This window comes from Leisingera sp. ANG-M6, assembly GCF_000813905.1.
Classification (GTDB): Bacteria; Pseudomonadota; Alphaproteobacteria; order Rhodobacterales; family Rhodobacteraceae; genus Leisingera.
On the sequence record NZ_JWLG01000013.1, the window covers coordinates 118,265 to 131,157 of the forward strand.

Annotated in this window: 14 protein-coding genes; 13 read left to right on the forward strand and 1 reads right to left on the reverse strand. The window is 64.1% G+C overall.

The genetic code is table 11. From position 1 onward, the window contains the following. Window positions 1–107: 107 nt before the first annotated feature. From RA24_RS10430 to RA24_RS21750, 12 genes are all read left to right on the forward strand, one after another. Window positions 108–803 (forward strand): GntR family transcriptional regulator, encoded by a 696-nt coding sequence (locus RA24_RS10430; RefSeq protein WP_019298053.1) that lies wholly within the window; start codon window positions 108–110, stop codon window positions 801–803. 227 nt (window positions 804–1,030) lie between these two features. Then, window positions 1,031–1,228: a Flp family type IVb pilin gene (locus RA24_RS10435; RefSeq protein ID WP_019298054.1), complete on the forward strand. Its 198-nt coding sequence runs from the start codon at window positions 1,031–1,033 to the stop codon at window positions 1,226–1,228. A 181-nt stretch (window positions 1,229–1,409) separates the two neighbouring features. Continuing rightward, window positions 1,410–2,222 carry a Flp pilus assembly protein CpaB gene (gene cpaB / locus RA24_RS10440; RefSeq protein WP_039151272.1) on the forward strand — a complete coding sequence of 271 codons (813 nt, stop codon included), beginning with the start codon at window positions 1,410–1,412 and terminating at the stop codon, window positions 2,220–2,222. Window positions 2,223–2,252: 30 nt separating this feature from the next. Further along, window positions 2,253–3,707, forward strand: coding sequence for a TadE/TadG family type IV pilus assembly protein (locus RA24_RS10445; protein WP_039191396.1), 1,455 nt, complete (start codon window positions 2,253–2,255; stop codon window positions 3,705–3,707). A 5-nt stretch (window positions 3,708–3,712) separates the two neighbouring features. After that, window positions 3,713–4,216: a TadE/TadG family type IV pilus assembly protein gene (locus tag RA24_RS10450; RefSeq protein ID WP_019298057.1), complete on the forward strand. Its 504-nt coding sequence runs from the start codon at window positions 3,713–3,715 to the stop codon at window positions 4,214–4,216. Continuing rightward, complete coding sequence (locus tag RA24_RS10455; RefSeq protein ID WP_039191398.1) at window positions 4,213–4,857, forward strand: TadE/TadG family type IV pilus assembly protein; 645 nt, start codon at window positions 4,213–4,215, stop codon at window positions 4,855–4,857. The genes RA24_RS10450 and RA24_RS10455 overlap by 4 nt, the downstream gene beginning before the upstream one ends. Window positions 4,858–4,880: 23 nt before the next feature. Next, window positions 4,881–6,110, forward strand: coding sequence for an AAA family ATPase (locus RA24_RS10460; protein ID WP_019298059.1), 1,230 nt, complete (start codon window positions 4,881–4,883; stop codon window positions 6,108–6,110). 1 nt (window position 6,111) lies between these two features. Then, a complete protein-coding gene (locus RA24_RS10465) occupies window positions 6,112–7,506 on the forward strand; it encodes a CpaF family protein (protein WP_241480933.1) in 1,395 nt (464 codons plus the stop codon). After that, window positions 7,506–8,498: a type II secretion system F family protein gene (locus tag RA24_RS21745; RefSeq protein WP_052254259.1), complete on the forward strand. Its 993-nt coding sequence runs from the start codon at window positions 7,506–7,508 to the stop codon at window positions 8,496–8,498. The genes RA24_RS10465 and RA24_RS21745 overlap by 1 nt, the downstream gene beginning before the upstream one ends. A gap of 15 nt (window positions 8,499–8,513) precedes the next feature. Beyond that, window positions 8,514–9,515 (forward strand): type II secretion system F family protein, encoded by a 1,002-nt coding sequence (locus RA24_RS10475; RefSeq protein ID WP_039151133.1) that lies wholly within the window; start codon window positions 8,514–8,516, stop codon window positions 9,513–9,515. 494 nt (window positions 9,516–10,009) lie between these two features. Then, complete coding sequence (locus RA24_RS10480) at window positions 10,010–10,606, forward strand: helix-turn-helix transcriptional regulator (protein WP_039151135.1); 597 nt, start codon at window positions 10,010–10,012, stop codon at window positions 10,604–10,606. Further along, window positions 10,603–11,085: a prepilin peptidase gene (locus RA24_RS21750; protein ID WP_052269579.1), complete on the forward strand. Its 483-nt coding sequence runs from the start codon at window positions 10,603–10,605 to the stop codon at window positions 11,083–11,085. Before RA24_RS10480 ends, RA24_RS21750 begins: the two co-directional genes overlap by 4 nt. 21 nt (window positions 11,086–11,106) lie before the next feature. Here the strand turns inward: RA24_RS21750 and RA24_RS10490 are convergent, their stop codons facing one another. Further along, window positions 11,107–11,565, reverse strand: coding sequence for an Lrp/AsnC family transcriptional regulator (locus RA24_RS10490; RefSeq protein WP_029205017.1), 459 nt, complete (start codon window positions 11,563–11,565; stop codon window positions 11,107–11,109). Window positions 11,566–11,680: 115 nt separating this feature from the next. Here RA24_RS10490 and RA24_RS10495 point away from each other — a divergent pair, with 115 nt between their 5' ends. After that, a complete protein-coding gene (locus RA24_RS10495) occupies window positions 11,681–12,883 on the forward strand; it encodes a methionine gamma-lyase (protein ID WP_039191404.1) in 1,203 nt (400 codons plus the stop codon). The last annotated feature ends 10 nt before the right edge of the window (window positions 12,884–12,893 follow it).

Sequence of the window (12,893 nt, forward strand, 5' to 3'; positions counted from 1 at the left end):
TTAACAATATTTGATAACACGTCAAGCCGGCCACGCCGCGGCGCCATTGCCAAGCGCTCTGACGGCCCTTAAGTTGCGGCGGCGCAGGAAAACTTTTTTGAGGCTCCATGAAGGATTCTCCCGAAGATCTGATCGTGAATGCGATTCTCGACGCGATTGCCGAACAGCGGCTGCCGGCGGGCACCAAGCTGGGCGAGCAGGCGCTGAGCGATCTGTTTTCCTGCAACCGCGCCAATGTGCGCCGGGCGCTGGCCTCCTTGGCGGCGCAGCAAGTGGTGGAGCTGCGCCCGAACCGCGGCGCCTTTGTGATGACGCCTTCGCCCAAGGAGGCGCGCGACATCTTCCAGGCCCGCCGCGCCATCGAACGAACCATTGCGCGCCACGCTTCCGGGCAGGCCTCGCCAGACGACATTGCCTTTCTGCGGGGCAATATCCTGGAGGAAGCCGCGGCGCGCAGAGCGGGCGACAAGCCGGCGGAGCTGCGCGCCTCGCGCCAGTTTCACATGCGGATTGCGCAGATTGCCGGCAATCTGGTGCTGGAGCGGTTCCTGTCGGAGCTGACCATGCGCAGCACGCTGATCCTGGGGCTATACTCCCCCACCGGCAGTTCCTCCTGTGCCGAGGATGAGCACGACCGGATTGTCGATGCGCTGGAGGCCGGCAGTACCGATGAGCTGGTCCGTCTGGCCGACGAGCACCTGCGCCATCTGGAGGCAGGGCTGAACTTCGACGAGCCGCCTGCCGCACCGATGAGCCTGCAGGAGCAGCTGATGGTGCCGCGCAGCACACCGTCGGCCAAGTAAGGCAGCGCGCAGAGCGCATCTGCTGCGGTCAAACTCCCTGTCCTGACGACTCCCCTCCCGCCCGCGAAGGCCCCGGGGACAAATACATCCATGACGTGTGTTTCTGGTCTTTCGGGCTGATGCGCTGCGCGTTCCGCACCCGCTAGAGTCAATGCAGGCCGGTGCCGGATGGTGCTGCAGCCATATGAACCGCCGGCGTGCCGGTGTTTATCTGATGGGAGACTGACATGACTGGATATGTGAAAAAGATGCTGTCCAAGCTGCGCCGTGATGAGCGCGGTGTGACGCTGGTGGAATACGGCATTGCCATTGCGCTGGCAGTGGCGCTGGGCGTGACTGCCCTGAGCAACCTGGCGCTGGATGTCGAAGGCGGCATGATCGCCGCGGGCAACGAAATGCCCGGCGAACGCCCTGCAACTCAGTAGGGTTTCGCCAGCAAGGCAGCACAGGCTCTGCAAGGGGGAGCAGAGCCTGTGCGCCTGAAGGCCGCCCGGCAGAAGGGCGGCGGCAAGCATGGCAGGAAGCAGAAGCCTGCGGACTCAGTCGTCAACCACATGCCGGGACCGTCCTTCTGCTGCGTCAGCCAGCGACGAAAGGATGTTTGGCATGAATATTTCATCACTTCTCAGCATGATTTCCGGGCTGGCCCTGGCGGGCGGCTCCGCCTATGTCGCCAAGGATTACATCGACGGCCAGGCCGTGACGGGCGGTTCAGAAGGCCCGGCGCTGGTCGAGGTCGTCGTTGCGTCGCAGGATATTGCTTTCGGCACAGCGCTGACGGCGCAGTCCCTGACTACCATCGCCTGGCCGGCCGAAGCGCGGCCCGCAGGCACATTCACCAGCTATGACGTGCTGCTGCCGGATCCCGGCCAGCCGCCGCGCCGCGCCCGCCGCGCGATTGCGCAGGGGGAGCTGATCCGGGCTGCGAAGATTTCCAAGTTCGGCGAAAAGGTGACCATCGTGCAGACGCTCAGCCCGGACCACCGGGCGATGGCCATCAAGGTCAGCGCGGAAACCGCGGTGGGCGGTTTTGTGACGCCGGGTGACAGCGTTGATGTCTTGCTGACCCAGGGCCGCGGTGCCGGCCTGAAGACCGTGACCATTCTGCAGAACGCCCGGGTGATCGGGGTGGACCAGGATGCCAACGAAGAGTCCGAAACGCCCGGCGTGGCCCGCACCGTCACGGTTGAGGTGACCCCGGACGAGGGCCAGCGCCTGGCGCTGGCGCAGCGGGCCGGCACGCTGAGCCTGACCCTGCGCAATCTGGATGCACCGGCAGAGGAAGTGCCGCTGGACTCGATCAGCCTGAACGACGTGCTGCGCAACCTGCGGCCGCAGCAGGAGGAGGTCGAACAGCCTGTTCGGAAGACCGTTTTGATCCGCCGCGGCACCGAAGTGTCCGAAACCGAAATCCGCTGAGGGCCGCGGCCCCGGGAGCCTTGCCAGACCATGATCCTGAATATCCGCATAAGACAGTTTGCTCGGGAAGACAGCGGCACCATGCTGGTCACCTGGGGGCTGACTTTCGTGGTGCTTCTGGGCATTGCCGCGATGTCCTTTGACTTGGGGCGCACCGGCATCACCCGCAGCGAGCTGCAATCGTTCACGGACAATGTGGCGCTGGCCGCAGCCGGTGAGCTGGACGGCAAGGATGATGCCATCATCCGCGCCCGCGCCGCGGCTGCCAATCTGATCAGCGACCGCAAGACCTTTGGCAGCGGTGGCAGCGTGCTGAGCGGCGATACCGATTACACGCTGACGTTTTTTTCCGAGCTGCCCGCAGACGATACTGCTGCCCTGACATCTGTGACCACCGATCCGGCAGAGGCGGCCTTTGTCCGTGCCGTGGCAACGCCCAGCACGGTTGGCGCCTATTACGGCGCGGCCTTTGCTGCGCTGACCGGAACAACCCGCCCGAACGAACAGGCGCGGGCATCGTCCGTGGCCGGCTTTACCCAGTATGCATGTGATATCACCCCGCTGATGTTCTGCGTGCCGCCGGGTTTTTCGGCGGATGCCAGCATCGGCGAGATGATCCTGCTGCGCTCCGGCGGCAACGGGTCTGCTTGGGGACCTGGGGATTTCGGCTTTCTTGATCCGGGCAAGGTGCTGGTCGATGAGGATGGCCCCTGTGCGGGGCTCAGCGGGGCACAGCTGGATGCCTGCCTGCTGGGCGCCGAGGGCAGCATTACCCAGTGTTTCAGCCAGCGCGGCGTCGATATCGAGCCGGGCCAGAAGGTCGGCATCCGCGATGCGGTCTTCAATGTGCGCTTCGACATGTATCACGCGATCATGAACGGCAAGCGCAATGACCCCGACTACCCGCCCGCACCCAATGTCATCAAGGGGCGCAAGCCAAAGGGCGGCGGCAGCTGCATCGGCAACAATGAGGAAGCCGCCGATTCAGTGGCGCTGCCCAGGGACAACTGTTTCGAGAGCGGCGGATGCGCCCGCTTTGGAGATGGGAACTGGGCGGCGGGCCGGACCAAATATGTGGACGCAAACTATGGTGGTGTGGATCCGCACCCCGCCGCCGCCACGCGGTTTGAATACTATGTGGCAGAGATAAACGCAGCAGGCGGGCCAGGGTCCGGCAATCCTATTCTCTCGGGTCTGGATGAAACCGGCCGCCCTATGTGCTCACCCAATCAAAGCGCTGACATTAACCGCCGCGTTGTCATTGCAGCCGGGATCGACTGCACGGCAAATCCGGTCAGCGGGTCCGTCACCGGTGTTCCGGTTGAGGAATTCGTGAAGATCTTCCTGACTGAGCCGGTTGGCACCCACACGACCTCTCCTCCGACGCTCAATATCTGGGGCGAAGTTGTCGGCAGCGCTGGCGGCGGGGCCGGGGGCACCGGCGATGCGGGCATCTTCCGCGACGTCGTGCAGCTCTACAGGTGAGCGGGATGGGGGAGGCAAAACATACCGCCGCCCGCTGGGCCGCCTTTCGCAAAGGAGAAGAGGGGGCGGTGCTGGTGGAGTTTGCCCTGATGCTGCCGCTGATGCTGCTGGTCTTTGCGGTGATCATCGAAGGCGGGCGGATGATGTGGTCTTACCAGGCGGCAATCTCCGGCGTGCGCGATGCTGCGCGCTACCTGGCGCGGGTGGCGCCGCAGGACATCTGCTCCACCGGCGGCTCCGTCGCCGCGCACCAGCCGCAGTTGCTGGACATCGTGCGTGAGAGCATTGATGGCGATGCGCTGTTCCCACCCAGCCTGAACGTGACCGCGGTCACCCCCAGCCTGACCTGCCAAGCCGGAAGCTACCGGATTTCACCGGCTCCGGTGGTGGAGGTGCAGGCCAATCTGACCATGACCTTTCCGTTTGCCGGCATCTTTGCGCTGAACGGCGGCAGCCTGAACACCATCAACACGGTCATCACCGATCAAAGCCGGGTGTTCGGGACATGAGCGGGCCAGGAAGGGCATATGCCGCATTGCGCCGTTTCCGCCGGGAGCAGAACGGCGCTGCGCTGGTGGAGCTGGGGGTTGCGATCCCGCTGTTCCTGCTCTTGTTCATGGGTATCATCGACTACGGCCGTATGGCGTTTCACTACGTGGTGGCGGAGCGGGCGATGAATGTGGCCGCGCGGGTGGCGGCGGTGCGCCCGCCTGCCTGTGCCGGGGTGCCGGAGATCCACCGGCGCGATCCGTCTGCCAATGCCCCGCTGCCCATTTACGGCACCTCCTGCCGGGCAGGGCCGGACATCTGCCTGAATGCGGGCACGGTGACCTGCTCAGGTTCCGCGGCCAACGCCACAGCGAATGAAATCTGGGCACTGGTAGGCGGTGCGATGCCGCCCGACGCCACCATTGCCGCGCTGTCGTTCAGCTACAGCTACGACGGCAGCCTCGGCTTCCTGGGCGGGCCCTATGTTCCCGTGGTCACGGTGGAGCTGCAAAACCAGACGTTTGAATTCGTATCGCCGCTTGGGCGGCTGGCAGCGCTGGCGGGGTCCGCCGGGGGAGGCGCGCTGGGCGCCTCGGTGCCCTTTCCGTCGATGAGTGTGTCATTGCCGGGCGAGGATCTGGCACTGGGCCAGAGCGGCTGAAGCGATAGAGGAAGGAGAGGCCGATGCAGGCTGAGACACAATCCATCGTGGTCATCTCAGAAGACCCGGCTGTCTGTGCGCTGGTTGCCAGCGTGGCGCAGTTCCAGCCGGGCACCGGGGTGCGGAAATGCGCCTCGGCGCTCAGCGAAATTAACGGCACCGCGCTGCAGCTGGCCAAGGAAAACGACCTGATCATCTTCCGTGCCGGGGCAGATGCGGCTCGCGATGCCGCTGCGGTGCAAGAGATGATGCGCCACACTGGCGGTGCGGCGCGGATCCTGGCTCTGGCGGGTTCCAGTATGCCGTTTGCCGATTTGCGGCAATTGACAGAGGCCGGGGTGCAGGACGTGCTGCCTGATACGGCCTCTGCCGATGAGATGTCGGCGGCGATCCGCAAATGCCTGCGGGCAGATGAGCCGCAGCCCGTCCCCGGCGGTGCCCGGGGCAACCGTGAGGGGATGGTGATTGCGGTCAGCCAGTCCTGCGGGGGTGCCGGGGCGACGACGCTGGCGGTGAACCTGGCTGATTGCATGACCTGCCGGCGCGGGCTGCGGCGGCAGGAGGCGGAATTCAAGGTCGCTCTCCTTGACTTCGACCTGCAGTTCGGTGCCATCGGCAGCTTTCTCGATCTGCCGCCGAACCGCTGCCTTTATGAACTGGCTAGCGAAGGTTTCGTGCCTGACCAGGTTTTTGCGGAACAGTCGCTGAGCGAGGCGGCGCCGGGCCTGTGGGTCTTGGCCGCACCGGCCGAGATCGCGCCGCTGCATGCGCTGAGGCCGGAACAAGTGCAGGCGCTGATTGCGCATCTGCGCCTGCAGTTCGATTTTGTGGTGATCGGCCTGCCGCGCGCCTTGGCAGACTGGCTGACACCGGTTCTGGAGGCCAGCGAGCGGCTGCTGATGGTGACCGGCAGCTCAGTGCCGGCAATCAGCCAGGCGCGGCGGCTGCTGGATTTCTATGCCGAGGCCAGCATGAGCCTGCAGACCGACATCGTGATCAGCCGCGAGCGCAAGCCGCTGATCGCTGCCAGCCACCACAAGGAAGCGGCCAAGCTTTTGCAGAAGCCGTTCAAGTACTGGCTGCCCAATGATCCGTCGGCGGCCTCTGCTGCGGCTGACAGGGGCGTGCCGTTGTCGGCAGCCGCTGGGCGTTCCAGCCTGGCCAAGGCGATCCGGCGGCTGTCCCGCGATCTGATTGAAACTAAGAATGCCCGCGCCGGTGCGGCGCAGCCCCAGCACGGAAAGGCGGTTTGAGATGTTCAGGAATTTTGGCAAGCGAACAGAAAACACCTCTCCTGCGGATACTGTGGTGCCGCTGTGGCCGGAGGCCGGGGCACAGCCGTCTGGGGGCGAGCCGGAAATCAGTGAGGAAACCCGCAAGCTCACAGCCTTTCTGGAGCTGAAAAGCCGGATGCACGAAGCGGTTATCGACCGGCTGAATCTGGCGGTGATCGACAAGGTTGAGCCGGAAGAGCTGCGCCGCGAGGTGGCGGCGCTGGTCGGCGATGTTCTGGCAGAGGAGAACAACCCGTTGCGCGCGGATGAATTCCGCCGCCTGGTGGATGAGCTGATCGACGAGGTTCTGGGGCTGGGCCCGCTGGAGCCATTATTGGCGGACCCCGGCATCAACGACATTCTGGTCAATGGCCACAAGACGGTTTTTGTCGAACGCAGCGGCGTGCTGGAGCAGACTGGTGTGCGGTTCCGGGACGAAAAGCATCTGCTGCGGATTATCGACAAGGTGGTTTCGCGCGTCGGGCGCCGGGTGGATGAGAGCAATCCTTGGGTGGATGCCCGGCTGGAGGATGGCAGCCGGGTCAACGCAATCATCCGGCCCTGTGCCATCGACGGCCCGTCGCTGTCGATACGCAAGTTTGCCCGGGACCCGCTGACGCTGGAGAAACTGGTGGCGGGCAACGCGCTGAACGGGCGTGCAGCCGCCTTCCTGCAGGCGCTGGTGGAGGCGCGGATGAATATCCTGATCTCCGGCGGCACCGGCTCTGGAAAAACCACCATGCTGAACGCGATTTCAGCGGGCATCGACCCGCGCGCGCGGATTGTCACCATCGAGGATGCGGCAGAGCTGCAGTTGCAGCAGGCCCATGTGGTGCGGCTTGAAACCCGTCCTCCCAACCCTTCCGGCGGCGGCGCTGTCAGCCAGCGCGACCTGGTGCGCAACGCGCTGCGGATGCGCCCGGACCGGATCATCGTCGGCGAGGTGCGCGGGGCGGAGACTTTTGACATGCTGCAGGCGATGAACACCGGCCATGACGGTTCGATGACCACGGTGCATGCCAATTCCGCCCGCGACGCGCTGGGCCGGATCGAGCAGATGGTTTCGATGATGGGGATGGAGCTGCCGCTGCCGGCAATCCGGGCGCAGATCGCCTCCGGCTTGCAGATCATCGTGCAGCTGGCGCGGCTGTCGGACGGCCAGCGGCGGGTGATGAGCATTTCCGAACTCACCGGCCTTGAGGGGGAGGTGATCACCATGCAGGACATCTTTGTGTTCCGGCGGATGGGTAAGACCGCGGAGGGCGGCATCGCGGGCGAGTTCATTCCAACTGGCATCCGGCCGCAATGCGCTGCGCTGCTGGAAGCTGCGGGCGTTGGCTTTGACCAGACTCTGTTCCAGCCGGAGGGCGCCTGATGCTGAATGATCTGTTGAAAGAACTGCATGAATGGAACGGCCATCTGGGCGGATATGCGGTGTACTGCGGCGTGGCGGTGGGCGTTCTGCTGCTGCTGTCCGGCCTGCGGCAGCTGACCAGCCGCAAGAGCCGTTCAGTGGTCTTCCGCAGCCGCCGGATGCGGCTGATCAATCAGGGGCGCAGCGGCAGCGAGCGCCTTGCCATCCTGAAGCCGCCGCCGCGCCGCACCGGCTGGCAGCGCATTCCCGTGGCGGGCGCGCTGCCGAAGATCCTGCGCCAGGCGGATGTGCCGCTAAGCACAGGCGTGTTCTGGACCGCATGCGGCGCATTGGGGGTGCTGATCTTTCTTGCCGCGGCGGGATTTGCGGGGCTGTTGCAGGCCGCTGCGATTGCGGTCCTGGGCGGCTTTGGACTGCCATTTGCCCTGCTGATCGGGCGTCAGCGCAAGCAGATGGACAAGCTGGTTCACCAGCTGCCGGATGCGCTGGAAATGCTCGCGCGCGGGCTGAAGGTAGGCCATCCGCTGAACAACTCCATCGGCATCGCAGCGCGGGAGATGCCGGACCCGGCGGGCACTGAACTGGGCATTATCTATGATCAGGTGACCTATGGCGATGACCTGCCGGATGCGGTGCAGGAATTCGCGGACAGGACCGGCCTGGAGGATGCGCAATACCTGGCCGCCAGCATCAGCATCCAGCATGGCACCGGCAGCGACCTGTCGGTGATGCTGGAAACCCTGGCACGGGTCATCCGCAACCGGATTGCCCTGCGCCGCAAGGTGCATGCACTGGCCTCGGAAGGACGGCTGACGGCCTGGCTGCTGTCGGCGCTGCCGCTGGTGATTTTTGCCACCGTGTCGGTTCTGACACCCAGCTACTACGCCGGGGTGGCCGATGACCCGATGTTCCGGCCGATGATGGGCGCGATCGTCCTGCTGACGGTGCTGAATGCGCTGACGCTGCGCAAGCTTGTCAATTTCCGGATCTGATAGAGGAGGTTTGCCATGGAAGAGTTTGCCACACGCCTCCTGACCCAGACCGGGCTGCCGCCCGGCGCACTGGCAGCGGTTGGGGCTGCCGCTGCCGTGCTGCTCCTGTATTTCGGCGCTGCTGCCAGCCTGGCGCGGAAATCACCCGCCGCGGCACGGCTGTCGTCTCTGGGCGAGGCCCGCCGCCGCCAATCTGGCGACCTGGCGCTGCTGAAGGCTCCCGGTGCCCAGCCGGGCGGGCTGATGAAGGCCTTTGTGCCTGCCAGCCGGAGCGAACGGTCGGAGCTGGAGAACAAGCTGTCGCAGGCCGGTTTTTCGCAAGAGGGAGCGCTGCGCAGGTTTACTCTGATCCGGGTTTTTCTCGGGCTGGCGGTGCCGGGGCTGCTGCTTCTGGTCATCGCCGCCGCCAAGACGCCCGGTCTGCTGCCGCCCAACCCGTTCACGGGGCAGGTGGCCGGATGGACAAATCTGCAAGTCTTTCAGGCCCTGAGCGGGCTTGTGGGGACAGGTTACTTCGGCCCGGTCTATGTGCTGAACGCCCGCGCCGCCGCCCGCCGCCGCCGGATCGAGGAGGCCTTTCCCAATGCGCTGGACCTGATGAGGATTTCAGTGGACTCCGGGCTGGGTTTCGACGCCGCGATGACCCGCGTCGGCAATGAGCTGGGGCAGGTTTCGCCGGATCTGGCCTTTGAGCTGCTCAGCGTGCAGCGGCAGATTCAGGCGGGCCGTGCCCGCGGTGATGCGCTGCTGGACATGGCTGGCCGCACCGGAGTGGACACCGTCCGGTCGTTTGCAAATGTTGCCCTGCAGTCGATGCAGTTTGGCACCAGCATGGCCTCGGCGCTGGCGACCTATTCCGAGGATTTGCGCAGCCAGAGGGAGATGCGGGCGCAGGAAATGGCCAGCAAACTTCCGGTCAAGATGTCGGCGGTGCTGGCCTCTCTGATGCTGCCTGCATTGGTCATGATCACCATCGGCCCGGTGGTGATCCGCTACATCCGCTTTATCGCAAGCTGATTCGAATTCCGTTTGGACAATTGCAGCAATCGGCAGCCATTGGTTCGGCGGGTCAGCTCCGGAGCACTGAATAAATCTCCTTATGATTGCAAAAATGCGCGTTTACCTGCAATTTGCGCCAAATTCTTGACGCAATTGAAAGAACCGGCCAGCATGGCGGGACGCAATAAGGAGATGATTGGTACGGGCGCTTGCTAAGTTACTAAAAGCGCTATGTTAAAAGTTAGTATTGCTGTGGGGGGATGCGCGTTATGGGGACCAATGCGCTATTTGACACCCACACCATTCGGGCTGCTGAGGCCGGAATGATCGCGCCAATTGCGCGATGGTGTGAGTGTTTGCACGGCTGTGCGCCTTTCAGGGACGCGTTGAGCGGACTGGCGGCGGCCATTAAGGGGGAAGCAGCTGCAATTTGCAGGGTATCGGCTGGCAAGGGCCGGGCTTCAGGATCAGTTATCTATGACAGGGCCGCGGGCAGCGGAAACGGCTTGCCATTGGAGCGCTCCTTTGCCTGCTCGGTGCTGGGCAGTTATCTGGACAAGGCCAAACCAGGGCTGATCTGGTACAAATCCATGAGCGATGAGGCGGCGGATCCGGCATTGGACCGGTTCCACAGCGATCGCAAACTGGTGGAGCTGGCGGTGATCCCGCTGTCTTCGGGCGAGCAGCACACCGATTTCCTGGAGCTGCATTTCGCAACCCGGCCTGGTGCGGTGCAGCAAGCGCTGCTGAACATCATTTCCGGCACTTTGGTGCGGACATGGACCAACCGCTCTCCCGGCCTCTATGCTGAGGCCTGCCTGAAGGAACGCCGCGTTGCCCGGAATGCCGAAGTCGCGGCGCATCTGCTAAGCATGGAAAACCCGGCCCAGCTGAGCCGCGCCGAATACCGGGTCTGCGTTCTGCTGAGCAAGGGCCAGCCGGCCAAGCGGGTGCAGTCGGACCTGGGGATCTCGAAATCGACGCTGCGCACCCATCTGCGCAACATCTACGCCAAGACACGCACCCGCAACATGAGTGAACTGGTCTATCAGCTGGTCTCGGTTGACACCTTCGCCGGCCAGACGCCGCGGCGGAGTTCTGCTGCATGACAGGCTTTGTTGAGCTGCTGCCGCTGGCTGCGGCCAGCCCGGTGCTGATCTATGCGGGGCTGGGGGACCTGCGATGCCTGCGGATTTCCAACCGCCAGATGCTGGGATTGGCAGCCGTGTTTCTGCTGACAGCACCGCTGCTGCCGCTGGCGGAAACCGGGCTGCGGCTGCTGGCTGCTGGCATTGTCTTTGCGCTGTGTTTCGCGCTGTTCTGCGGGCGGGTGCTGGCGGGCGGCGATGTCAAGATGATGGCACTGGCCATGCTGTTTGTGCCGTCTTCTGCGCTTGCCGTCTTTGGCTGGAGTTTCAGCGCTGCAATGCTCACCGTGCCCTTGGCCTTGACGCTGCTGGGCCGGACAGAGGCCGCCGCCGGCTGGCGGCAGTGGGCCTCGCTTCAGACGCCGGGGAAAATGCCGATGGGGGCGGCAATTTCCCTGGCTCTGATGCTCTTGCTTTTTCTTCAGACTGTCAGGGTCTGATCCTGAATGGCGGCTGGCAACTTAGCGGGCAGGCGGAAACACCGCCGTCCGCTTGACCGTTCCATACACAAAACTGGTGTCGATGGAGGCAATGCCGCCGACCGGGTGGATGCGGGTGCGGATGAATTCCTCATAGGCCTCCAAGTCTGGCACCAGCACTCGCAACTGATAATCCATTGCACCCGTCAGCACGTGGCATTCCAGCACCTCGTCGATCAGCTGCATCTTGCGTTCGAAATTCTTTACGTCCGCCTCGCCGTGCCGCTCCAGCTTGATGCGGACAAAGACGGTGATCGGCAGCCCGTAGGATTTGGCATCAACCACCGCGCTGTAGCCCTGGATCACGCCCTGGGCCTCCAGATTGCGCACTCGCCGCAGGCAGGGGGAGGGGGAGAGACTCACTGCCTCCGCCAGGTCCTGGTTGGTCATCCGGCCGTCCCGCTGCAGGGCGCGGATGATCTGGCGGTCCTTGCTGTCCATTTTGAGGTCCTGTTTGGCATAATCTGCCAAAAATTATATCTACTCAGAAATAATTCGCAATCCACTGCCGCTGAAACAGGCGGATGATGCCTGTAACAACAGACAGGAGCATCCCATGAAAACCTCCGGCGGCTTTGCCACCCGTGCCATCCACCACGCCTATGACCCGCAGGACAACGAAGGCGCGCTGACGCCGCCGTTGCACCTGACCTCGACCTTCACGTTTGAGACCGCCGAGGCCGGTGGCGAGATGTTCGCAGGCGAACGCCAGGGCCATATCTACAGCCGGATCTCCAACCCGACCTGCGACTTGCTGGAGCAGCGCATAGCCACGCTGGAAGGCGCCGAGGCGGGCCTGGCGCTCAGCAGCGGCATGGGCGCCATCACTGCGGTTCTGTGGACACTGCTATCACCCGGTGACGAGGTGATCGTGGACAAGACGCTTTATGGCTGCACCTTTGCCTTCATGCGCCACGGGCTGGCGAAATGGGGCGTCACCATCACCCATGTCGACATGACCGACATGGAAAATCTGCGCGCAGCAGTGTCGGACAAGACCCGGGTGGTGTATTTCGAGACCCCGGCCAACCCGAACATGCGGCTGGTGGACATCGCGGCGGCATCTGAAATTGCCCATGCCGCAGGCGCGCAGGTGGTGGTCGACAACACCTATGCCACCCCCTATTTGACCCGCCCGATTGAGCTGGGCGCTGATATCGTGCTGCATTCCGCCACCAAATACCTGGGCGGCCACGGCGATGTGGTGGCGGGCCTTGTCGCGGGCACCGCGGAGCAGATTGCTGAAATCCGCCTGGTCGGTATGAAAGACATGACCGGCGCAGTGATGGCGCCCTTCAATGCCATGCTGATCCTGCGCGGCCTCAAGACCCTGGCGCTGCGGATGGACCGCCACTGCGCCTCTGCCGTCACCGTGGCCGATTATCTTGCCGCCCACCCGGCAGTGAAGTCGGTGTCCTTCCCGGGGCACGAGAGCTTTGCCCAGGCCGATGTGGCCAAGCGCCAGATGGCACAGCCCGGCGCCATGATCGCCTTTGAGGTCGAGGGCGGCCTGCAGGGCGGCATTGCCTTCATGAACGGTCTGCAGATGATCCAGCGGGCGGTATCGCTGGGCGATGCGGAAACCCTGATCCAGCATCCGGCCTCGATGACCCATTCGACCTACACCCCGGAAGAGCGCGCCGAGCACGGCATCAGCGACGGGCTGATCCGCCTGTCGGTGGGGCTGGAGGATGTGGCCGACATTCTGGCCGATCTGGAACAGGCCTTGCCCGCCCCCGTGCAGCACGCCGCCGAGTAAGGAGAGAGCC

Bases quoted from the DNA above. Each gene is read 5' to 3' on its own strand.
- RA24_RS21745 (WP_052254259.1), top strand. From the start codon at position 7,506: ATGCTGAATGATCTGTTGAAAGAACTGCATGAATGGAACGGCCATCTG.
- RA24_RS10455 (WP_039191398.1), top strand. From the start codon at position 4,213: ATGAGCGGGCCAGGAAGGGCATATGCCGCATTGCGCCGTTTCCGCCGG.
- RA24_RS10495 (WP_039191404.1), top strand. From the start codon at position 11,681: ATGAAAACCTCCGGCGGCTTTGCCACCCGTGCCATCCACCACGCCTAT.
- RA24_RS10460 (WP_019298059.1), top strand. From the start codon at position 4,881: ATGCAGGCTGAGACACAATCCATCGTGGTCATCTCAGAAGACCCGGCT.
- RA24_RS10475 (WP_039151133.1), top strand. From the start codon at position 8,514: ATGGAAGAGTTTGCCACACGCCTCCTGACCCAGACCGGGCTGCCGCCC.
- RA24_RS10490 (WP_029205017.1), bottom strand. From the start codon at position 11,565: ATGGACAGCAAGGACCGCCAGATCATCCGCGCCCTGCAGCGGGACGGC.
- RA24_RS10450 (WP_019298057.1), top strand. From the start codon at position 3,713: ATGGGGGAGGCAAAACATACCGCCGCCCGCTGGGCCGCCTTTCGCAAA.
- RA24_RS10430 (WP_019298053.1), top strand. From the start codon at position 108: ATGAAGGATTCTCCCGAAGATCTGATCGTGAATGCGATTCTCGACGCG.
- cpaB (WP_039151272.1), top strand. From the start codon at position 1,410: ATGAATATTTCATCACTTCTCAGCATGATTTCCGGGCTGGCCCTGGCG.
- RA24_RS10445 (WP_039191396.1), top strand. From the start codon at position 2,253: ATGATCCTGAATATCCGCATAAGACAGTTTGCTCGGGAAGACAGCGGC.
- RA24_RS10465 (WP_241480933.1), top strand. From the start codon at position 6,112: ATGTTCAGGAATTTTGGCAAGCGAACAGAAAACACCTCTCCTGCGGAT.
- RA24_RS10435 (WP_019298054.1), top strand. From the start codon at position 1,031: ATGACTGGATATGTGAAAAAGATGCTGTCCAAGCTGCGCCGTGATGAG.
- RA24_RS21750 (WP_052269579.1), top strand. From the start codon at position 10,603: ATGACAGGCTTTGTTGAGCTGCTGCCGCTGGCTGCGGCCAGCCCGGTG.